This window comes from Mesorhizobium sp. ZC-5 (assembly GCF_025753855.1).
Lineage (GTDB): Bacteria > Pseudomonadota > Alphaproteobacteria > Rhizobiales > Rhizobiaceae > Neomesorhizobium.
Genome location: NZ_JAOWPT010000002.1, coordinates 1,011,998 through 1,033,241, shown reverse-complemented (window position 1 = coordinate 1,033,241; position 21,244 = coordinate 1,011,998). Strand labels below are relative to the sequence as shown.

Here is a 21,244-nt window from a genome sequence, read left to right as displayed (position 1 = left end):
AACGGATCCAGCCTTACTGGCGCGTCGCCGGCGGCGAAGATTAGATGATGGCCTCAGCAGTCAGACGGCAGAGATCCTCTTCGCTGTAGCCAAGCTCCGTCAGAACGGCATGGGTATCAGCCCCGAGTTCCGGCGGAGCGATACCCGGCGCGATCACCTCGCGATCAACCTTGAAGCCCAGCGTCGGCAGGTGGATATCGCGCGGCTCACGGCCCCATTGCAAGGTCTGGGTGAAAGCGCGGGTGCGCGCGTGGCTCTCCGCCAGCGTCTCGTCCAGCGATCGCACCTTCGCGGCGGGAACGCCGGCGGCGTCGAGTGTCTCTTCCCATTTCAGCGCGCTGCCGGAGCGGAAGATACTCACGAGCTCCGTCCTAAGTGCGCCAGCGTTCTCACGGCGCGATCCCGGATTGCTCCATCGCTCATCTTCCAGGATATCGGCTCGCCCCAGCCCGACGCAGAGCGCCCGGAATTGTTTGTCATTGTTGGCGGCCACCATTAGCAACCCGTCCTTGGTCTCGAAGGCGCCGGACGACGGGCTCTGGCTCCAGGCCTCGTTGCCGGAAGGTTGCGGCGACCAGCCACCGGTCAAATGGCTGGTGACGAGCGACGCCATCAGCAACATCGAGGTGTCCAGCATCGCCACGTCGAGATGGACGGCTTTGCCGGTTCGCTTCGTCTCGTGCAGGGCGGAGACGATGGCAAAGGCTGCATTGAGGCCGGTGGCGTAGTCGACGTAAGGCGCTCCGACCTTCTGCGGACCCGTGTCGAGCGTGCCGGTGGTCTTCATGATGCCACTCATGCCCTGGATGACATGGTCGTAGGCGGGACGATGGCTCAGTTCTCCATCCTGCCCGAATGCAGAGATCGAGCAATAGACGATCCGGGAGTTGATCTCGTGCACCACCTCGAAGGGCAGGCCGAGCCTGGCGACCGCGCCGGGTCGGAAATTCTCGATGAAGACGTCCGCGCCTTTGATCAGGCGCTTCATGATGGCGAGACCTTCTTCGGACTTGAGGTTCAGCGTGACCGATTTCTTGTTGGCGTTCTGGGTCAGGTAGGCCAGCCCCATGCCTTCGGCATTCAGCTCGGGCAACACGCCGTTCGTGCGCGACCAGTCGCCTGTGCCGGGCGTTTCGATCTTGAGCACCTCCGCACCCATGAGACCAAGCTGATAGGCGGCGTACGGACCGGCAAGCACCTGTGTGAGGTCGATGACACGAATGCCGGCGAGAGGTTGGAACATCAGGCTGGTCCTACTTGCGTTTGAACAGGAGGCGGCAATCGCCGACTTCATTGTCGATCGACCCGAGCCAGTCGCGCGCCGCCTTGCGGTCGCGCAGATGGGCGTCGAGGAAGGCGAGCGTGATTTGCTTCACCGCCTGCTGTTGGACAGGCACGTGCCGCTGCGCATCGCAGTCGGTGAAGCCGCCGAGATAGTGGTCGCCGTCTTCAAGCACCGCGAGATATTTTCCGCCCACAGGCGCCAACTCGAAGGGCTCCGACTTCCAATGCCAGTCGCCACCCTTGGCGCCCCGGTCAAGGGTGCCGGTCACGGTCAGCGCCGGACCAGTCATCGCGTCCCACGAGCCGTCGCTAAGACCCTGCTGGTCGCGCCCCTGGGCGCTGAGCAGCACCGCCGCCTTGAACCGTTCGTCGCCAAACTGGCGGGCCGGATCATCGGGCATGTCGATTTCGGCGCCGGCGAGAAGCTGTGCCGTGTAGGCGCCGAATGAATGGCCCGCGATGGCGCTAGGGATCGTTCCCTTCGGCCTGCCGCACGTGGCATCGAATATCGCCGGAAGCGCGTCCATCACTGCATGAACGACCGCCACGCGCTCCAGCCACCGTTCCGGCGAGTGGAGTATTTCGTGCAGGCGAGCCCGGATCGCCGGCAGGCCGGTCCACGCCGACAGGTCGGCGTCTGGATCAAGCCCGAGCTGGCGCTCCTCCCGCGCGACGATGCCGATCGCATCGCGGAAAGTCGGATGTATCACCAGATAGCCATGCGCGGCCCAGTGCGCCGACAGCGCGGCATATTCTCGACCGTTGGAGCCTAGGCCATGGCAGAACACCGCCACCCCCTCCGGTGCGCGGTCCTGCGGCCAGCGGCAAACGAGCGCTCGCGCGCCGACGGAGGGATGGCCCGCCAGAACATTGCCATCCTCGGCCACGGCTGTTGCTGCGATGTCTGGCTGATAGGCAGGATATCTCATGCCGTCTCCCCGATCGCAGGTGCGTGCCGGACGGCGCCGCCATCGAACAGGAAACAGCTCGCCGTGCCGCCGCCGTTGACGGGATAGGCGGGCGGCATCGCGTCCTGGCAGCGCGGCATCACGCTCGGGCAGCGGTTCTGGTAGGGACAGCCGGTGGTCGACACGCGCGGCGCATCGATCGCAGGCGCGGACTTGCGGGCGGCGCGCCGCCTGCGTTGCGCCTCGGGATCGAGCAGCGGCACCGCATCCAGCAACGCCTTTGTGTAAGGGTGGGCCGGCGCCTTGTAGACGCGGTCCGACGGTCCTTCTTCAACGATATGGCCCAGATACATGACCGCGATCCGATCCGAGATGTGATGGACCAGCGCGAGATCGTGGGCGATCAGCAGATAGGCTATGCCGAGCGCGTCACGGCGTTCGTAGAGCAGGTTGATGATCTGGTTCTGGGTCGATACGTCCAGCGCGCTCACCGGCTCGTCAAGCACGATCAGCTTCGGCTCCAGCGCCAGCGCCGAGGCGATGGCGATGCGTTGCCGCTGGCCGCCGGAGAACTGATGCGGATGCCGGCCGAGGTGCTCCTCGGACAGCGACACCAGTTCGAGGAGTTCGACCGCCCGCGTCCGCCGCTCGCTCCGGTTCATGCCGGTGTGCACCCGAAGCGGCTCGGTGACGATGTCCTCGACGGTCATCGACGGGTTGAGCGAGGAATAGGGATCCTGGAAGACCGCCTGGATCTGGTTTCGCACCGCTGGGGGATAGTGCGTCCTCATCGACGTAAGTTCGACGTCGCCGAAGCGGATCGAGCCGCTGGTGGCCGGAACCAAGCCGAGCACGGTGTTGGCAATCGACGACTTGCCCGAGCCGGACTCTCCCACCAGACCCAGCGTTTCGCCCGGACGGATCGACAGGTTCGCCCCCTTGACCGCGTGGAACGGCTTGCCCTTCAGGCCGAGAAGCGAACGCCTCCAATAGGTGACCCACAGATCATTGATCTCAAGGAGGATGTTTTCGCTCATGACGCGACTTCCATGGCGAGTTCGCCGGCCCGGACGCAGCGGGCGAGGCGGTCGGTTCCGACGAGCGGGACGCGCGTATCGCAGGCCGCGATCCTGAAATCGCAACGGTTGGAGAAGCGGCATCCGGCCGGCCAGAAGCCTGGCCGGGGAACGTTGCCGCGAATGGTCGGCAGCGGCGGATTGCGGTCCGACGCATGCGGCATCGCCCGCAGCAGGCCGCGCGTGTAGGGATGGCGCGGGTTGGCAAAAAGTGCATCGACCGGCGCCATCTCCACCATCTCGCCCGCATACATGACGCTGATCCGGTCACAGACGTCGGCAGCCACGGCCAGATCGTGCGTGACGAACAGCATCGCCATGCCGAACTCCTCCTGAAGGTCGCGGAAGAGGTCGAGAATCTCCTGCTGCACGGTCACGTCGAGCGCCGTGGTCGGCTCGTCGGCAATCAGGAGCGAAGGGTTGCAGCTCAAAGCGCGGGCGATGGCCACACGCTGGGCCATGCCGCCTGAAAGCTCGTGCGGATAGGCGCGTGCGCGCTCCTCCGGCCGGGGAATGCCGACGCGATGGATCAGTTCGACCACGCGCTCCCATGCCTCCTTTTTCGAAACACCTTTCTTGGTCAGCAGAACCTCGGCGATCTGGCTGCCCACGGTGAAGGCGGGATTGAGGCTTGTCGTCGGGTCCTGGAAGACCATGGCCACCTCGTTGCCGCGCACCTTCTCCATCTGCTTCTCCGTGAGAGAACTGAGTTCCCTGCCGTTCAGCGTGATGGAGCCATGCGTCGTGCGCACCCCCGCACCCATCAGGCCGAGGATCGCAAGCCCTGTCAGGGTCTTGCCGCTTCCCGATTCGCCTACCAGTCCAAGCGTCTCACCCTTCGCGATAGCGAGCGACAGGTCGGTGATGATGGGAACCTCGTTCCCTTCGCGCGAGGAGACCATCACCTGCAGGCCTTCCACACGCAGCACCTCGTCCTCGCGTCTCGGCGGCAATGGACTGTCCGCGGCGACGGAAGCGAAGGTCTCGAAACGTGCCGCGGGTGTTTGCGGCTTGACCCCGACCACGATTCCGCGTCCAACCGCATCGCGAATGACGTCGCCCAGCAGATTGACTGACAGCACGGTGACGATGATGGCAATGCCGGGCGGGATGGCCAGAAACCAGTTCAGGTCCATGAAAGCCGCGGCCGTGTTGAGCATCGTGCCCCAGCTCGCGTCGGGCGGCTGGACGCCGAGGCCGATGAAGCTGAGCCCGGCCTCCGACAACAGCACCGCGCCCACCGTCAGCGTGACCTGCACGATCAACGGCGGCGCGATGTTGGGGAATATGTGGCGCAGCAGGATACGGCCGTCGGAAGCGCCGATGACACGCGCCGACCGCACATAGACTTCCTCGCGCTCAGCCAGAACCACGCCACGCGCGAGGCGCAGGAACGATGTCGAGTACAGAATGCCCAGCGCGATCATCGCCTTGTGCAGGCCCGCGCCAAGTATGGCGATAATGACGATCGCCACCATGATGCCGGGGATAGAGACAATCGCCTCGACGGTGCGCATGACAACCCAGTCCCACCACCCCCCGCGATAGCCGATGAACAGGCCAATCGGGACGCCCAGCAGTACGGCGATTGTAGTCGCTTCGGCGGCGGCGATGACGGCGATGCGGCAGCCGTGGATCAGACGGGAGAGCACATCGCGGCCGAGATCGTCGGTGCCGAGCCAATGCGCGGCGGACGGCGACTGCAAGGCTTCGATCAGGTTCTGCTTCAAAGGGTCGTACGGCGCGATCCAGTCCGCGAAAATGGCGAGGATGGCGAGTAGTACCAGCACGGAGGTGGCAATGACCGTGATCACGAGCGATGCGCTCAGCCGCCTGCGGGGACGCCGCGCGGTTTTGAATTCCTTGGCGGATTGAACAGTCACGAGGGTCGTGCCTTTGGATTGAGCAGGCCATACATGACGTCGGTGGCAAGCTGAACGATGACGACGAGCGCGACCATGACGAGCACAAGGCCCTGGATCATGGGGATGTCCTGCTGCCGGACCGCCGTGATCGCAAGCGTGCCGAGCCCGTTGATGGCGAAGACCTGTTCCACGATCAGCGAACCGCCGAGAAGCACCGTGATCTGGAAGGAGAGCACCGCGACCACCGGCACCATGGCGTTGGTCAGGGCATGCCTGAAGAGCACGCGCCGCGCCGGAAGGCCCTGGGCGCGGGCCGCGCGGATATAGTCCTGCTGGAGCACGCCAACCATGGCGGAACGGACCTGACGGGCAATGGCTGCGCTGGCGGAAAGGCCGAGCGCCACCGCCGGAAGGGTGACACTGCGCAGCCATTCCCACGGCGACGCCGAAATCGGCGTGAGGCCCGTGGCCGGGAACCAGCGCAGGTTGACCGCGAAAAAGGCGACCAGGATCAGTCCGAACCAGAAGTTTGGCACGGCCTGGCCGAAGGTGGCGCCCAGGGTCGCGAAGCGGTCGACCCAGGACCGGGGCCGCAGTGCCGCCGCTATGCCGGCGGCGATGCCGACGACGATCGCGATGAGCGCCGAAACGGCCGTCAACGAGAGCGTGACCGGCAGCCGCTGCATGACGGCTCCCGTGACGCTCACGCTGTTGAAGAAGGACGTGCCGAGATCCCCCTGCACCGCCCTGCCCAGCCATTGGAAATAGCGGACGACGACAGGCTCGTTCATGCCAAGCCGCTCGCGCACAATTTCGTACTGCTCCTGCGTGCCCGTGTCGCCGATGATGAGGTCGACAGGATCACTCGGCAGCAGAGACGTGAACGAGAACGTCAGCACCGAAACGATGAACAGCAAAGGCACCAGGGCGAGAAGCCGCTGGAAGATGAGCCGAAGCATGGGGACCGGGTATCAGTCGTTGGCCTTCAGGCCACGCAGATTGATCGAGTCCTCGCCGAAGCGATAGACTACGGTCGGATTGTTCGCGGTCTTCTCGCTGACGCCGATCAGGATCGGTGTGTTGGTAACGAAGATCAGGAACGCATCCTCTGCGAGCCGGGCCGCCATCTTCTTGTAGATGGGACCGCGCACCTCCGTATCCACCGACTCCAGCCCTTGCTGCGCAAGTGCCAGCAATTCCTCGGTTGGCTTTGCCTTGAAGGGATTATAGGCCGCATCCGCGTAGATGTAGCGGAGCGCCAGGAACTTCGGATCGGTATTGGTCGCCCAGACGAGGTTGGTGGCCGGGAAGTTCGTCGTGCGGCTGATACGGGCGAGCGTGCCCGGCTCCTGCGGCACGATGTTCATGGTGATGCCGATTTCCTTGAAGAACCCGGCCAGCGCCTCCAGACGCGACTGGTAGATCGGGATGGACGGCATGTCGAAGGTGAAGCCGTCGGGGAACTTCGACTGCGCCATCAGTTCACGGGCCTTGTCGAGGTTGAACTCGTAGATGCCCTCGAGCGCCGGATCATAGGCCCAGTCATCCTTCCCATAAGGCTGGAACGATTTCTCGGCGAGACCGAACTGGACCGCCTTGCCGAAGGCTTCGCGATCGATGGCGTGCGCCATCGCCTTGCGCACATTGAGATCCGCAAAGGCGGGAACGACCGTGCCTTCCCGATCGGAAAGGATCACATGATAGTTCAAGCCGCCGGTGCCACGGATGAGCTTCAGCCCAGGCGTGCGGTCGATGATCGCCGACTGCGGGTTTGCCAGCCAGTTGCCGGCGTCGATCTGGCCGGTCTTCAGCGCGTTCAGGCGGGCGGTGTCGTCGGGAAGCTCCCACACCTCGTAGCGGGCGAGCCCGATCTTATCCTTGTCCCAGTAGGTCGGATTCGGCGTGTAGATGCGGACTTCGCCTTCGCGTGACGCGGCCTTGTCGTAGACGTAGGGCCCGGTGCCGATCGGATTGCGGTCCAGTGCGGGGTCGGCGATCGCCGCCGGCGCAAGCATCATGCCGCCTGTGTGGCAAAGACTGTCGATGATGGCCGGGTCAGGCTCCTTGAGCTTGATCCGGAGAGTGAACTCGTCGACGGCCTCGGCGCTGGCGACGGTCTTCAGGCCTTCGATGATGGCGAGCTTGACGCCGCGGTTGATGTTGGCGGCTGCGACCTCGGCGTTGAACGCCTCGCCATTGCTGAAGGTTACGCCCTGGCGCAGCTTGATCGTGACATTGAGCCCGTCGACCTCATAGCCGGCCGCCAGCAGCGGCACGGGCTTGCCGTCGGGACCTCTCTCGAACAGCGATTCGTAGACCGGCCGCAAATAGGGAACGCCGCTGCCGCTCTGCTGCTGCGGGTCCATGGTGATGAGCTTTACCTGCTCGGCATACTTGAACGTACCGCTCCCCTGCGCCGACGCCGAGGCGAGCCCCAGCGCCATTGCAACTAAAAATGCCGATCCTGCGGTCCACTTGGTCATCTCGGCCCTCCCAGCCTGAATCTGTAGCGCGATCACTCACCGCGCCGTAACCTGGTCTCTCCCCCTCTCAATCGAATAGACCCGATTGTGATTTAATGATAGCACTTTATCACTATGCTGGTATGACCACAAACAAATTTTGTCCATTTTGGACGCGTTCGTGGCCATTGCATGCTCTCAAGGGAATGCAATAACGAAAGCAAAGAGACGTTTGAGAAAGCCCTGCCATTGCCGCTTGCTGACGAACAGAAACAGACGCTTCGGGAAGACGGGACGCCCTATTACGTCCAGCTTGCGGCGATCATCCGCCGGCAGATCGCCGACGACACCTGGAACATCGGCGACAGGCTCCCGACGCTCAAGCAGTTGGTGGCAGCCTTCGGCGTGTCACCGATGACCGTGAGGCATGCATTGGCCGGGCTTGAAACGGAAGGACTGATCAGCGCCGAACGCGGGCGCGGTACTTTCGTGACCGCCAAACCGGAGACGACGGGAACGGTGCCTTACCTTCTCACCCGCTCGCCGTCGCAACGCGGGGGCGAACTCAGTTTCCGGGTCGTCGCCTCGCGGCCGGCTCAAGGCGAACTGCGCATCGTGCCGGAGGATGGTGGGCCGCTCGACAGCTATCGCTACATGAAGCGGATTTTTTCCCGCAACGGCGCACCGTTCACCGTGGGCGAGTATTTCGTCGCGACGGACATTTATAATTTCATTCCCGAGAAGCTCTGGGCCAGCGAACTCATCAGCACCCTGCTCTACGACACCAAGGAAAGCGGCCTCGCCAACGTCCGCCAAACATTTCGCGTGGTATCGTCCATGCCGCAGGAAGCTGCCGAGTTGGGCATCCGCGTGCACGACCCGGTTGTGCGGGTCCGCCGCATCTTCCAGAACACGCATAAGGAGGTCATCTGCTTGGCGCAGTTGGTCTACCGCACTGATGGCGTCGTCTTCGACATCAACATCGATCTCGAAGACCGCAACCGCCTGCTCGAACTGGGTGGCTTCCCCGAGTCCTGATCCGGCCGCTCCGCGTTGTGGCTCGCGCGCAGCACCGTCGCCCCGGATGGAGTTCGGCAGCACGCCGGTCACACCATCGCGCTTATGCCGCAAATCGCTGACCCCGCAACTGTAATGCTAGGTCCAAATGCCTTCGCTGTGCTTTTCAACATAGGCGGCCAGACCGAGCGTATGATCCCGGCACAGCTTTTCGGCAGCTTCGGTATCGCGCTTTTCCAGCGCATCAATAATCGCTAGATGATCTTTGATCGACCGGGAGGCGCGATCGTCACGGCCTATCGTGATTTTTCGGATCCCGCGGACGTGAAGCAGAATGTTCTCGGTCATTTCCGCCAGAATTTTCGACCCGGTCATCTGAATTAGGGCTTGGTGGAACTGGATGTTGGCGTCCGAATATTCGCCCAGATAATCCGCCGGCTTGTGGCCGTCATTGAACTTGTCGAAAATGGCCCTGAGGCCGTCGATATCACGACGGCTCGCGTTGCTCGAAATCAGCCGTGCCGCCATCGCTTCCAGCGCCGCCCAGACCTGGATCATCTCGATCACTTCGCGTTTTGTCTTGCGCAAGACGATGATGCCCCGCCGGGGGATCGACTTCACGAACCCTTGCTGTTCCAGCATGGCGATCGCCTCGCGGATCGGCGTGCGGCTGACGCCTAGTCGCTCCGCAAGCTGGCGTTCATCAAGCCAGGTGTCTTCGGATATCCCGTAGATGTCCATATTCGTGATCGCGTGTTTCAGCGTCTCGTAGATACGGGTCTTGAAGTTCGGCTCCGCTGCGAACGGCTCCAAGACAAGCTCAGGAGTTTCCGCATTTGGTTGCGGCCAGCGTGCCTGGGTTCTTGGGCTCAAAACAAGTTGCCTTCCGTAGTTGGTATGAACAATGCCATACAAAAACTTCCCGGCCAATTCCAGTAAGCGCCCTAGTTCTTTGGCCCAACGTTGCCGTTCGGGAAGAGTTCCGGGTCCATGAACTCACATCCGCGGAAAACGCAGCGCCCGAGCTTCCGGATACATATCTCAAGTCCGGCCGCTGATGGTGGACCGGCCGGGCTCCATTCTTGCGTTTTACGGAGGGAGCCGAAACGCTTCACCGTTCAGCAAATCGCGCTTCGGGCCTCCTCGTTACCCTATGGGTTACAGGAGGCCTGCGCCTCGCGCCCATTTGTATTTCGCGCCCAGCACTTCGACGGGAAGCTCCGTCGAATAGGCATAGGCCGGGATGCCATGCTGGTAAAGATATTCCGCGGCTTCCTCGACCTCGACGTCACCGGCGAGCGAGGCAACCATCGGCTTTTCGATACCCTTGGCTGCCATCTCTTCCTTCACCTCGACCATCAGTTTCGCAAAAACCATCGGCGGCGTCACGATCGTGTGCCAATAGCCAAGGATGAGGGCGTGGATGCGCTCGTCCTCAAGTCCCAGCTTCACGGTGTTTTTGTAGGTTTGCGGCGGTTCACCACCGGTGATGTCCACAGGGTTGCCCGCTGCGCCAAAGGGCGGAATGAATTTGCGGAAAGCAGCATCGAGATCGGACGGCATTGCCATCAGGTTCAGCCCGTTGTCCACGCAAGAATCCGACAGCAGCACGCCCGACCCACCCGCACCGGTAATGATGACGACATTCTCGCCCTTGGGAGTCGGCAGCACCGGTATTCCGCGTGCAAATTCGAGCAATTGCCGCAGCGAGCGGGCACGGATGACACCGGACTGCTTCAGGACATCCTCATAGATCTTGTCGTTGCCCGCCAGCGCCCCGGTATGGGACGACGCCGCCTTCGCGCCAGCCGACGTACGACCCGCCTTCAGGACGACGACAGGCTTCTTCTTGGACACCCGCTTGGCCGCTTCAGCAAAGGCGCGACCGTCCTTCAGGTCCTCGCAGTGCTGGGCGATGATGCTGGTGTTGTCGTCCTGCTCGAAGAAGGCGAGTAGGTCGTCCTCGTCAATGTCCGACTTGTTGCCGAGACCGACGATTGCCGAAACGCCCATCTTTGCCGAACGGGAGAAGCCGATGATGGCCATGCCGATGCCGCCCGACTGCGAGGAGAGCGCTGCAGACCCCTTCACGTCATAGGCCGTGCAGAAGGTGGCGCACAGATTGGCGGGCGTGTAGTAGAAGCCGTAGATGTTCGGCCCCATCAGGCGGACGTTGTATTTCTGACCGATCTTGACGATCTCTTCCTGCAGTTCCGGCGCGCCGGCTTCCGCAAAGCCGGACGGGATCAGCACCGCGCCTGGAATACCTTTCTCGCCGCATTCAGTGAGCGCGCCGGCGACGAACTTGGCCGGAATGGCGAAGATTGCCGTGTCGATTGTGCCGGGCACGTCCTTGACGCTGCGATAGGCCTTGTAGCCGAGGATTTCGTCGGCCTTCGGGTGAATCGGATAAATTTCGCCCTTGTAGCCGCCATTGATGAGGTTCTTCATCACGGAATTGCCGATCTTGCCGTCCTCTGCGGAGGCGCCGATGACGGCAACGGCCTTCGGCTTCATGATGCGATTCATCGCGGTGACGATGTCTTCCTGGCTTGGACGCGGGCGCGGCGCGGGCTGGTTGTAGTCGACCACGATGCGGACATCCGCGGCGATCGCACCATCCTTGGTGGCGAAGACCGGATTGAGATCGAGCTCGGAGATCTCCGGATAATCGTTCACAAGCTGCGAAACGCGCACGATCATATCGGCGAGCGCGGCGCGGTCGACCGGATCGCCGCCGCGCACGCCCTTCAGCATCTCGGCCGCCTGGATGCCGTCAAGCATCGAGAGCGCCTCCTCCTCCGTGACCGGGGCGAGGCGGAAGGTCACATCCTTCAGGACTTCGACGAGAACGCCACCCAGGCCGAAAGCGACGAGCTTGCCGAAGGAACCGTCGGTTACGGCGCCGATGATGACTTCCTGGCCGCCGGTCAGCATCTGCTGGACCTGCACGCCGGTGATGTTGGCGTCGGCCTTGTAGGACTTCGCGCTGGCAATGATCTTCTCGTAGGCGGCCTGCGCATCCTCGGCCGATTTGACGCCGACAATGACGCCGCCCGCCTCGGTCTTGTGAAGGATGTCCGGAGAGACGATCTTCATGACCACCGGAAAGCCCATGCCTGAGGCCAGCTTGGCTGCCTCTTCAGCGTTGCCGGCGACACCTTCCTTCGGAACCTTTATGCCATAGACATCGCAGAGCACCTTGCCTTCCGGCGCGGTGAGCGCCTGGCGTCCTTCCGCCTTCACCTTGTCCAGCACGTTGCGGGCGGCCGTTCTGTCCAGCATGTCTTCCTCCATGAATGTCACGCGCCCTTCTATGGCAGCGGTCTCGCATAGGCTCCCCGGGCGGTTCTGTTTCGGATCCCGCTTATGCCGGCATTGGCATTTTGTATACCAGGGCAATCGTTGTCAACCAAGGAAAGGAGTACTCGATCACCCTTCCGAAATTTCGCCTTTCGCGGCAAGTTCAGAGCGGAACAATGCTTCCGACGCAACCACCCTTACGCCACCGGAGCTTCGGTCCGGCTAATGCAATTTCCGCGGCCGCCGGTCGACGCCGCCGCGAGCGGCATGATCTCGACGCCCAGATCTCCAGCCGATCTGCCCAGGAGGCCGAGGAGCCGAATTCCACAGTTACACTCTCCCCGTCTCGCCATGCGTTCCGAGCTTGCCGTTGCGCGCCTTGTCAATGAAGAACGCGATCAGCGGCCAGAAGAGCATGACCATCGCCAATGCGCAGATCGAGCCCACGAGCCAGTTGGACCAGAAGATGGAAATGTTCCCTTGCGACAGAAGCATTGATTGCCGGAACGAGCTTTCCGCCATGTCACCCAGTACGAGCGCTAAAACCAGCGGAGCCAGCGGGTAATGAAGCTTCTTGAACACGTAGCCGACGACGCCGAAGAACAGCATGATGACGACATCGAGGAAGGCGTTGTGGACGGTGTAGGCGCCGATGCAGCAGAGCACGATGATGATCGGTGCGATGATCGAGAAGGGAATACGCAGGATCGACGCCCAGAGGGGCACAGTGGTCAAGACGATCAGGAAGCCGACCACATTGGAAAGATACATCGAGGCGATGAGACCCCATACGAAGTCCTTTTGCTCGATGAAGAGCATGGGGCCTGGCTGCAGACCCCAGATAAGCAGACCGCCGAGCATGACCGCCGCCGTGGGCGAGCCGGGGATGCCGAGCGTCAGCATCGGCAGCAGCGCACTTGTGCCAGCCGCATGTGCGGCCGTTTCCGGCGCAACCACGCCCTCGATCTCGCCCTTGCCAAAGCCGGCGCGATTCTTCGAGAAGCGTTGGGCGAGACCGTAGCTCATGAACGAAGCCGGCGTTGCGCCACCCGGAGTAATGCCAAGCCAACAGCCCACGGCCGCCGAACGGAGATAGGTGATCCAGAAGCGCGGCAAGCGAACCCAGGTATTCATCACCGAGCGCAGCGTGATCTTCGTGCTCTTGCCCCGGAACGACAGCCCCTCCTCCATGGTGAGCAGTATCTCGCCGATGCCGAAGAGGCCGATGACGGCAATCAGGAAGTCGAAGCCGCGCATGAGTTCGACCGTGCCGAAGGTCATGCGCAGTTGTCCGGTGACCGAGTCCATTCCCACAGCCGCGAGCGCAAACCCGAGCATCATGGCGGCCAGCACCTTGAATGGCGACTCGCGACCCATGCCGACGAAACTGCAGAATGTAAGAAGTTGCACGGCGAAGAACTCGGCAGGTCCGAAACGCAGCGCGAAACCCGCTACCACCGGTGCGAGGAAGGTGATGACCGCAACGGCAAGCAGCGCGCCGATGAAAGATGAGGTAAAGGCGGCGGTCAGCGCCTGGTCGGCCTTGCCTTGCTGCGCCATGGGGTGTCCATCGAAGGTGGTGGCTACCGACCACGGCTCCCCCGGAATGTTGAAGAGGACCGAGGTGATCGCGCCACCGAACAGCGCGCCCCAGTAGATCGAGGATAGCATGATGATCGCCGCGGTGGGCGACATCGAGAAGGTGAGCGGCAGAAGGATGGCAATGCCGTTTGCACCGCCAAGTCCCGGCAACACGCCGATCAGCACGCCGAGCACGACGCCAACGCACATATAGACGATATTCATAGGGTCGGCGAGAACGCCAAAGCCGTGAATGAGCGAAAGCAGTGCATCCATGGGGATTTCGTCCTCGAAATTGGCCTAGGAGTCTTGAACCTCAGTAACCGAACGCTGCTTCCAGCGGTCCCTTGGGTAGCGGGATCAGGAACGCGATTTCGAACAGCCAGAAGAGAATGAGGGGAATCACGATCGCGACGGGCGCGGCCTTGCGGATCGAATACTTGCCCAGCCACATCATGAAGAAACAGATATAGATCGCGGAGGCGACGTAGATGCCGAGGAAATACATCACTCCTGCATAGACAACGGTAGGCACCAGAACTTTGATCACCAGCCGGAGGGCAGAACGCTCCACGAAATTGGACGTATCGGCATTGCGCCCTATCAGGTTGACCCCGAATGTCACCGCGCTCGCCAGGAACATGATGAGACCGATATAGAAGGGGAAATAGCCTGCCTCCGGACCGTCGAACGCCCAGCCGATGCCGACGCGCACGCTGTCGAGCATAACGACGCCGGCAAGCACCATGAGGACGGCCGCAACCACTAATTCCATGACCCTGGTGGTGACGGTGGACTGGTCTTCGCCAGGCACAGCCTCAGGCATCACATCATGTTCGGGTGCCATGATGATCTCGCTTTCATGAATTTGTTGCAAAGGGAAGTGGCATCCGGAGCCGGGCCCCGGATGCCACTGAGGGTCACTCGGCGAGGAACCCCGCCTTGGTCATCAGATCCTTGTGCTGAGTCTCGGCATTCGCCACCCACGCCTTGAATTCGTCACCGGACATGAAGGACTGTGAAAAGGCGCCTTTGGCCATGAAGTCCTTCCACTCGGGTGTCTCCCGCACCTTCTGGAACAGCGCGACGTAGTAGTCGACCGCCTCCTGGCTCACGCCCGGCGACGTGAATATGCCGCGCAGCATCTGGTACTCGGTATCGACACCGGCCTCCTTGCAGGTCGGAACATCGCCCCATTTCGCCGCGCCCTGCGTCTCCATGCGCTCGGCTGCGAACACGCAGAGTGCGCGCGTGTTGCCGGCCTGCCAGAAGGAGACCTGCTCGATCGGGTTGTTGACGGAAGAGTCGATATGGCCGCCGACGAGCTGCTTGGCGACATCACCGCCGCCCTTGAAGGGCACGTAGGTGAATTTCTTGCCGGTCACCTGTTCCAGCGCGACCGTGACGATCTGATCCTCCTGCTTGGAGCCCGTTCCGCCCATCTTGAACTGGTTGTCGGCGCCGGCCTTGATGGCACCCACATAGTCCTGCGCCGTCTTGTAAGGCGAATCCGCGTTCACCCAGAGGACGAAATTGTCGAGCGCCAGCATGGCGACCGGCGTGAGATCCTTCCAGCTGAAGGGCACGCCTGTCGCGAGCGGCGTGGTGAAGAGGTTCGACAAGGTGATGATGATCTTGTGTTCGTTGCCGTCCGATTCCTTCACGTCCATGAAGCCTTCGGCGCCGGCGCCGCCGGACTTGTTGATGACCACCATGGACTGATCGGCAAGCCCATGCTTCTGGATAATGCCCTGGATCATTCGCGCCATCTGATCGGCGCCGCCGCCTGTACCGGCGGGAACAATAAATTCGATTGTCTTGCTGGGTTTCCATTCGGCCAAGGCCGGCCCTGCCGCTGCAAAACCAAAAATAGCCACCGTTGTAAGCGCCGTTGCCAACGTCCTTGCAAGTTTCATGATAGCTTCCTCCCAGGTTGCTGATTGGCCACGGCCGCCCGTTGTTTTTTCCGTGCCGCTGTTAGTCGTGCCTCCCGTTGCTCAAAGCCCGACTCTCCACGGGGCTAAATTTCCTCCTCGGTTCTTGGTATACTAAATGCCAAGACGACGGACTGTAACAGACATCAGCCGCGAATCAAGCCCAGTTTTTGGTCGATTTCGTATGTTTGACTTTTGGCATTTATTATGCCAGTGCTGAGAAAGATGCCGCGACCTGCTGAAAGCGGTTGGGCATTTTTCGTTGAGTGAACCTTCATCAGACGCGGAGAAGGTTCAGGGAGGAGACCACAATGGTCGTCGCAGAAGCTGTACGCATTGGGTTGGCAGCCGACGACGCCACGCTGGGGTGACGGACGCGCTGTCGACATCCACGGGGATTGCTCCGATCTGAGAAGTGGGGTTGTCCGGGTGCAATAGACCGCCATCCGCGCTCCAGGAATGAGAGCCGAAAAATCGATACCGCGAAGAATTGGGAGAAGCGGAATGTCCGCGATGGTACAAAGCCTAGATGCAAATCAAGCTGGCGCAGAGCCGGAACTGACGGACGGCTTTCACCTCATCATCGATGCGCTGAAGCTCAATGGCCTTGACACTATCTATGGCGTGCCCGGTATTCCGATCACGGATTTCGGCCGCATGGCGCAGGCGGCTGGCATTCGTGTGCTTTCCTTCCGCCACGAGCAGAATGCCGGCTATGCCGCCTCGATCGCCGGCTATCTCACGCAGAAGCCCGGCATCTGCCTAACTGTCTCGGCGCCCGGTTTCCTGAACGGCCTGACGGCACTCGCCCACGCCACCACCAACTGTTTTCCGATGATCCTGATCTCCGGCTCCTCCGAGCGGGAGATCGTCGACCTGCAGCAGGGCGATTACGAGGAGATGGATCAGCTGGCGGTTGCAAAGCCACTCTGCAAGGCGGCATTCCGTGTCTTGCATGCACAGGACATCGGCATCGGTCTGGCGCGCGCGATCCGCGCCGCCGTGTCGGGACGTCCGGGCGGTGTCTATCTCGATCTGCCTGCCAAACTCTTCGGTCAGGTGATGGACGCGGAAGCCGGAGCGAAATCGCTCGTCAAGGTTATCGATGCAGCGCCCGCCCAGCTTCCTGCTCCAGCCGCTGTCAAGCGCGCTCTTGACGTCCTGAAAGATGCCAAGCGGCCGCTCATCATCCTCGGCAAGGGCGCTGCCTATGCACAGGCAGACGACGCGATCCGCCAGCTTGTCGAAAAGAGCGGCATTCCGTTCTTGCCGATGAGCATGGCCAAGGGCCTGTTGCCGGACACGCATCCGCAATGCGCTGGAGCAGCGCGCTCGACTGTGCTGAAGGATTCGGACGTCGTCATGCTGATCGGCGCGAGGCTCAACTGGCTGCTCTCGCATGGCAAGGGCAAGAACTGGGGCGACGCTCCGAAGAAGTTCGTCCAGATCGACATCGAGCCCAAGGAGATGGACTCGAATGTCGAGATCGTCGCGCCCGTGGTCGGCGACATCGGCTCCTGCGTGGCGGCCCTGGTCGCCGGCATCGACGGCGCATGGCCGGCGCCGCCGGCGGACTGGACCGACGCGGTCGCGAAAAAGCGCGAAGAGAACGTCGCCAAGATGGCGCCACGCCTTATGAACAACAACGTGCCGATGGATTACCACGGCGCGCTCGGTGTGCTGCGCACGATCATAGCCGAACGGCCCGACGCCATCCTCATCAATGAAGGCGCCAACACGCTCGATCTCGCGCGCGGCGTCATCGACATGTATCAGCCGCGCAAGCGTCTCGACGTCGGCACCTGGGGCGTCATGGGCATCGGCATGGGCTATGCCATCGCCGCCGCGATCGAGACCGGCAAGCCGGTGCTCGCGGTCGAAGGCGATTCTGCCTTCGGCTTCTCCGGCATGGAGGTGGAAACAATCTGCCGCTACGATTTGCCGGTCTGCATCGTCGTCTTCAACAACAACGGCATCTATCGCGGTACCGACGTCAACAATGCGGGCGCGGATCCAGCCACGACTGTCTTCGTCAAGGATGCGCGTTATGACCGCATGATGGAGGCCTTCGGCGGCGTTGGTGTCAATGCGACCTCGCCGGACGAGCTAAAGCGCGCCGTCAACGCGGCCATGGACAGCCGCAAGCCGACCTTGATCAATGCGGTGATCGACCCGACCGCCGGCAGTGAAAGCGGCCGCATCGGCAATCTCAATCCGCAAAGCGCACTGAAAAAGAAATAGGGGAGCATGCCCATGAAAGCGCTCGAAGGCGTCAAGATTCTCGACTTCACTCATGTGCAATCGGGGCCGACCTGCACGCAATTGCTCGCCTGGTTCGGCGCCGACGTGATCAAGATCGAACGACCCGGAACCGGCGACATCACGCGCGGGCAATTGCAGGACATTCCGAAGGTGGACAGCCTCTATTTCACCATGCTGAACCACAACAAACGCTCGGTTACGCTCGACACCAAGAACCCCAAAGGCAAGGAAGTTCTCGAGCGGCTCATCAAGGAGTGCGACGTACTGGTCGAGAATTTCGGGCCAGGGGTTCTCGATCGCATGGGCTTTCCGTGGGAAACGATCAACAAGCTGAACCCCAAGATGATCGTTGCTTCGATCAAAGGCTTCGGTCCCGGACCCTATGAGGACTGCAAAGTCTATGAGAATGTCGCGCAATGCACCGGCGGCGCGGCATCAACCACCGGCTTCCGCGACGGCCCGCCCTTGGTCACCGGCGCGCAGATCGGCGATTCCGGCACCGGGCTGCATCTCGCGCTCGGCATCGTCACCGCACTTTATCAGCGTACCCATTCCGGCCGGGGCCAGCGTGTCACCTGTGCCATGCAGGACGGCGTGTTGAACCTCGCACGCGTCAAACTGCGCGACCAGCAGCGCCTCGCGCACGGACCGCTGAAGGAATATAGCCAGTTCGGCGAAGGGGTTCCCTTCGGCGAGGCGGTCCCACGTGCCGGTAACGATTCAGGCGGCGGCCAACCCGGGCGCATCCTGAAATGCAATGGTTGGGAGCAGGATCCTGACGCCTACATATATTTCATCACGCAGGCGCCGGTGTGGGAGAAAATCTGCGACATCATCGGTGAGCCGACCTGGAAAACCGACCCGGACTACGCGACGCCGCCGGCCCGCCTGCCAAAGCTGAACGCGATCTTCGCGCGCATCGAACAATGGACGATGACCAAGACCAAGTTCGAGGTGATGGAGATCTGCAACGCCGTCGATATTCCGGTAGGCCCGATCCTCTCCATGAAGGAACTCGCCGAGGATCAATCTCTGCGCGCCACCGGGACGGTGGTCGAGGTCGACCATCCGGCACGGGGAAAATATCTTTCCGTAGGCAATCCGATCAAGCTGTCGGACAGCCCTTCGGAGGTGAAACGTTCGCCGCTGCTCGGAGAGCACACCGAGGAAATACTCAGCCAGGTCCTCGGTTATGACGACCAGGGGATTGCCGAATTGAACGCTTCCGGAGCTCTCGGCGTCCCCAAGCAGATCGCCGCTGAGTAGTTTTGATGGCCAACCCGAAAAGCCGGACGGCAGAAATGCCGTCCGGCTTTGCCTGTTTGTAGCTCCCCTCATCGAGGCGGGCCGCGCCGGTCGCATGCCGGCGAAGCGATTGACAGTTTCGAGCGGTATTGGCATTATGTATGCCAGAATGATCCAAAGGAGGCGGTGAAGTCAGCCTGAGGCTCGATTTCCTCGCTTCGACGGCAGGAGGAGGCGAGCGTGAACCTGCACGAGTTCCAGTCCAAGATGCTGTTGTCGCCGCGCGGCGTAAACGTGCCCGAGGGACAAGTCGCTTCCACGAAGGAGGAGGCACGGGATATTGCCGGCAACCTCAAGGCGACCGGGTTTGCGGTCAAGGCGCAAATCCAGGCCGGCGCGCGGGGCCGCGCCGGCGGCGTACGTATCGTCTCCTCACCGGAAGAGGTAATGGCCGCGGCAGGCGATTTGCTTGGTCGGCGTCTCGCAACGGAACAGACCGCGCCAACCGGCCATCTTGTCAGCAGGGTCTTGGTCGAGGCCGCCGTCAGGCCACAGCAAAGCCTCTATCTTTCACTGTTCGTCGCGCCTTCGACTGCCGAAATCGTCGCTCTCGCCGCGGCGGAGGGGGGAGACGATATCGAGCGGCGCGTTCTGAGCGGGCAAGCCCGGTTCGAGCAACTCCCCCTCGGCACCGAGCGTTCGTTCGACAGATCCGCAGCTGCGGGGCTCGGCGCGAGGCTCGGTCTTGCCAACGGCCTGATACCATCGTTCGTCGCGCTTCTCGAAAGGCTGCGGCAAGCTTTTTTGGAACTCGATGCCACGCTGATCGAGATCAATCCCCTGGCTGTCACCGCGCCGGGAGATTTCGTGGCCGTCGACGCCAAGATCACCATCGACGATAACGCTCTATTCCGGCAGCCGGAATTGCTGGCGTTGCGGGAGCCGTCAGAAAGCGACGCGATCGAGATCGCGGTACAGAACCGCAACCTCAACTATGTCGCGCTGGATGGCGATATCGGGTTGGTGGCGAACGGCGCGGGACTGGGCCTGGCGACGCTCGACATGGTGCGCGTCGCCAATGGCAGACCAGCCAATTTCATGGATATCCGCACCACCGCCACGAGCCTCGACGTGGCGCATGGTTTTGCCCTGCTGCTCGACAATCCGGCGGTACGGTCTGTCCTCGTGAATGTTCACGGTGGCGGCATGCAGCCTTGCGACACGATCGCCGATGGCCTCGGCATCGCCATGCGCAGAAACAAGCGGACATTACCCATCGTGGTGCGCCTGGCAGGCAACAACGCCGAATACGCACGGTTCCGTTTCGCCAACTTCGGCTGCAAGGTGATCGACTGCCCCGACATGTGGACTGCGGTGACTCGTGCCGTTAGCGCCGCACAATCCGGAGAAGGCCAGCCATGACCATTCTCGTCGACCACGATACACGGGTGATCTGCCAGGGCATGACCGGCTGGGCCGGGACGCACTATTCCGCCGCGATGCTCGAATATGGCACGCGCATTGTCGGTGGCGTTACTCCGGGCAAGGCCGGCACCCGTCATTTGAACCTGCCGATCTTTGGCACGGTGGCCGAAGCGATGGCCGAAACCGGCGCGAATGCCAGCATGGTGTTCGTGCCGCCGGGCAATGCGGCGGCGGCCATGATCGAGGCGATCGAGGCGGGCATGCCGCTGGTCGTGGCGCTGACGGAGCGCGTTCCGGTACGGGATATGATCCGCGTGCGCGATGCCCTGAAGCAAAGTTTGACCATTCTGGTCGGGCCGAACTCGCAAGGGATTCTAGCGCCCGAAGTGTGCAAGATCGGTGTGATGACGACCGGCCAGGCCCGTAGCGGCAGCATCGGCATCATGTCGCGCTCGGCGTCGCTGACCAGCGAGGTGATTGCCCAGGTGAGCGACGCCGGCCTTGGCCAGTCGACCACCGTCGGCATCGGCGGCGACGCCATCCATGGTCTGGGAATGCGCCGATGCCTGGAACTTTTCCTGGCGGATCGAGACACGCGCGGCGTCATCGCCATTGGCGAGATCGGCGGTTCGGACGAAGAGGAACTGGCGGATTTCGTGGCGGCCGTGAAGCCTAAAATTCCGGTGGTCGCGCTCATCGTCGGCCGTTATGCGCCGATCGAACATCGCATGGGGCATGCAGGCGCCATCGCGCAAAACCTGGCCGGTGACGCGGAGAGCAAGATACGCGCGCTTCAGGCGGCGGGCGTCATCATAGCTGAGCGTCCGCATCTGGTCGGGGCGACGATGCGTGAAGCACTGCTCGTCACCGCCTGAAATCCCC

General features: G+C 62.1%; 16 protein-coding genes. 5 read left to right on the top strand and 11 right to left on the bottom strand.

Going from position 1 to position 21,244, the window contains the following annotated elements; all coding sequences use genetic code 11:
- Positions 1-40: 40 nt before the first annotated feature.
- The 6 genes from OHD58_RS08390 to OHD58_RS08365 are packed head-to-tail and all read right to left on the bottom strand — an operon-like array spanning position 41 to position 7,616.
- Positions 41-1,243 carry a CaiB/BaiF CoA transferase family protein gene (locus tag OHD58_RS08390; RefSeq protein WP_263802656.1) on the bottom strand — a complete coding sequence of 401 codons (1,203 nt, stop codon included), beginning with the start codon at positions 1,241-1,243 and terminating at the stop codon, positions 41-43.
- A gap of 10 nt (positions 1,244-1,253) precedes the next feature.
- Complete coding sequence (locus tag OHD58_RS08385; RefSeq protein WP_263802655.1) at positions 1,254-2,213, bottom strand: alpha/beta hydrolase family protein; 960 nt, start codon at positions 2,211-2,213, stop codon at positions 1,254-1,256.
- Positions 2,210-3,229, bottom strand: coding sequence for an ABC transporter ATP-binding protein (locus OHD58_RS08380; protein ID WP_263802653.1), 1,020 nt, complete (start codon positions 3,227-3,229; stop codon positions 2,210-2,212). Before OHD58_RS08380 ends, OHD58_RS08385 begins: the two co-directional genes overlap by 4 nt.
- Complete coding sequence (locus OHD58_RS08375) at positions 3,226-5,151, bottom strand: dipeptide/oligopeptide/nickel ABC transporter permease/ATP-binding protein (RefSeq protein WP_263802652.1); 1,926 nt, start codon at positions 5,149-5,151, stop codon at positions 3,226-3,228. The genes OHD58_RS08380 and OHD58_RS08375 overlap by 4 nt, the downstream gene beginning before the upstream one ends.
- Positions 5,148-6,092 carry an ABC transporter permease gene (locus OHD58_RS08370; RefSeq protein ID WP_263802651.1) on the bottom strand — a complete coding sequence of 315 codons (945 nt, stop codon included), beginning with the start codon at positions 6,090-6,092 and terminating at the stop codon, positions 5,148-5,150. Before OHD58_RS08370 ends, OHD58_RS08375 begins: the two co-directional genes overlap by 4 nt.
- 12 nt (positions 6,093-6,104) lie before the next feature.
- Positions 6,105-7,616, bottom strand: coding sequence for an ABC transporter substrate-binding protein (locus OHD58_RS08365; protein ID WP_263802650.1), 1,512 nt, complete (start codon positions 7,614-7,616; stop codon positions 6,105-6,107).
- A 228-nt stretch (positions 7,617-7,844) separates the two neighbouring features.
- On the opposite strand from OHD58_RS08365, the gene OHD58_RS08360 reads away from it, so the two are divergent.
- Positions 7,845-8,633, top strand: a complete 789-nt coding sequence (locus OHD58_RS08360; RefSeq protein ID WP_263802649.1) for a GntR family transcriptional regulator — start codon at positions 7,845-7,847, stop codon at positions 8,631-8,633.
- A gap of 117 nt (positions 8,634-8,750) precedes the next feature.
- On the opposite strand, the gene OHD58_RS08355 is transcribed toward OHD58_RS08360, so the two are convergent.
- The 5 genes from OHD58_RS08355 to OHD58_RS08335 all read right to left on the bottom strand — a co-directional run bounded on the left by OHD58_RS08355 (position 8,751) and on the right by OHD58_RS08335 (position 15,412).
- Entirely contained in the window at positions 8,751-9,485 is a 735-nt protein-coding gene (locus OHD58_RS08355; protein ID WP_263802758.1) for a GntR family transcriptional regulator, read from the bottom strand.
- Between the two features lie 285 nt (positions 9,486-9,770).
- Positions 9,771-11,897 carry an acetate--CoA ligase family protein gene (locus OHD58_RS08350; RefSeq protein ID WP_263802648.1) on the bottom strand — a complete coding sequence of 709 codons (2,127 nt, stop codon included), beginning with the start codon at positions 11,895-11,897 and terminating at the stop codon, positions 9,771-9,773.
- A 348-nt stretch (positions 11,898-12,245) separates the two neighbouring features.
- Positions 12,246-13,772 (bottom strand): tripartite tricarboxylate transporter permease, encoded by a 1,527-nt coding sequence (locus tag OHD58_RS08345; RefSeq protein ID WP_263802646.1) that lies wholly within the window; start codon positions 13,770-13,772, stop codon positions 12,246-12,248.
- Positions 13,773-13,812: 40 nt separating this feature from the next.
- Positions 13,813-14,343, bottom strand: coding sequence for a tripartite tricarboxylate transporter TctB family protein (locus OHD58_RS08340; RefSeq protein ID WP_263802644.1), 531 nt, complete (start codon positions 14,341-14,343; stop codon positions 13,813-13,815).
- 73 nt (positions 14,344-14,416) lie between these two features.
- On the bottom strand, positions 14,417-15,412 hold the full coding sequence (locus OHD58_RS08335; protein WP_263802643.1) for a Bug family tripartite tricarboxylate transporter substrate binding protein: 996 nt from the start codon (positions 15,410-15,412) through the stop codon (positions 14,417-14,419).
- Between the two features lie 531 nt (positions 15,413-15,943).
- Here OHD58_RS08335 and oxc point away from each other — a divergent pair.
- The 4 genes from oxc to sucD all read left to right on the top strand — a co-directional run bounded on the left by oxc (position 15,944) and on the right by sucD (position 21,237).
- On the top strand, positions 15,944-17,671 hold the full coding sequence (gene oxc, locus OHD58_RS08330) for an oxalyl-CoA decarboxylase (RefSeq protein WP_263802757.1): 1,728 nt from the start codon (positions 15,944-15,946) through the stop codon (positions 17,669-17,671).
- 12 nt (positions 17,672-17,683) lie between these two features.
- Positions 17,684-18,958 (top strand): formyl-CoA transferase, encoded by a 1,275-nt coding sequence (frc, locus tag OHD58_RS08325; protein ID WP_263802642.1) that lies wholly within the window; start codon positions 17,684-17,686, stop codon positions 18,956-18,958.
- A gap of 219 nt (positions 18,959-19,177) precedes the next feature.
- Positions 19,178-20,359: an ADP-forming succinate--CoA ligase subunit beta gene (gene sucC / locus OHD58_RS08320; RefSeq protein ID WP_263802641.1), complete on the top strand. Its 1,182-nt coding sequence runs from the start codon at positions 19,178-19,180 to the stop codon at positions 20,357-20,359.
- A complete protein-coding gene (gene sucD, locus OHD58_RS08315; RefSeq protein ID WP_263802640.1) occupies positions 20,356-21,237 on the top strand; it encodes a succinate--CoA ligase subunit alpha in 882 nt (293 codons plus the stop codon). Before sucC ends, sucD begins: the two co-directional genes overlap by 4 nt.
- Positions 21,238-21,244: the final 7 nt, after the last annotated feature.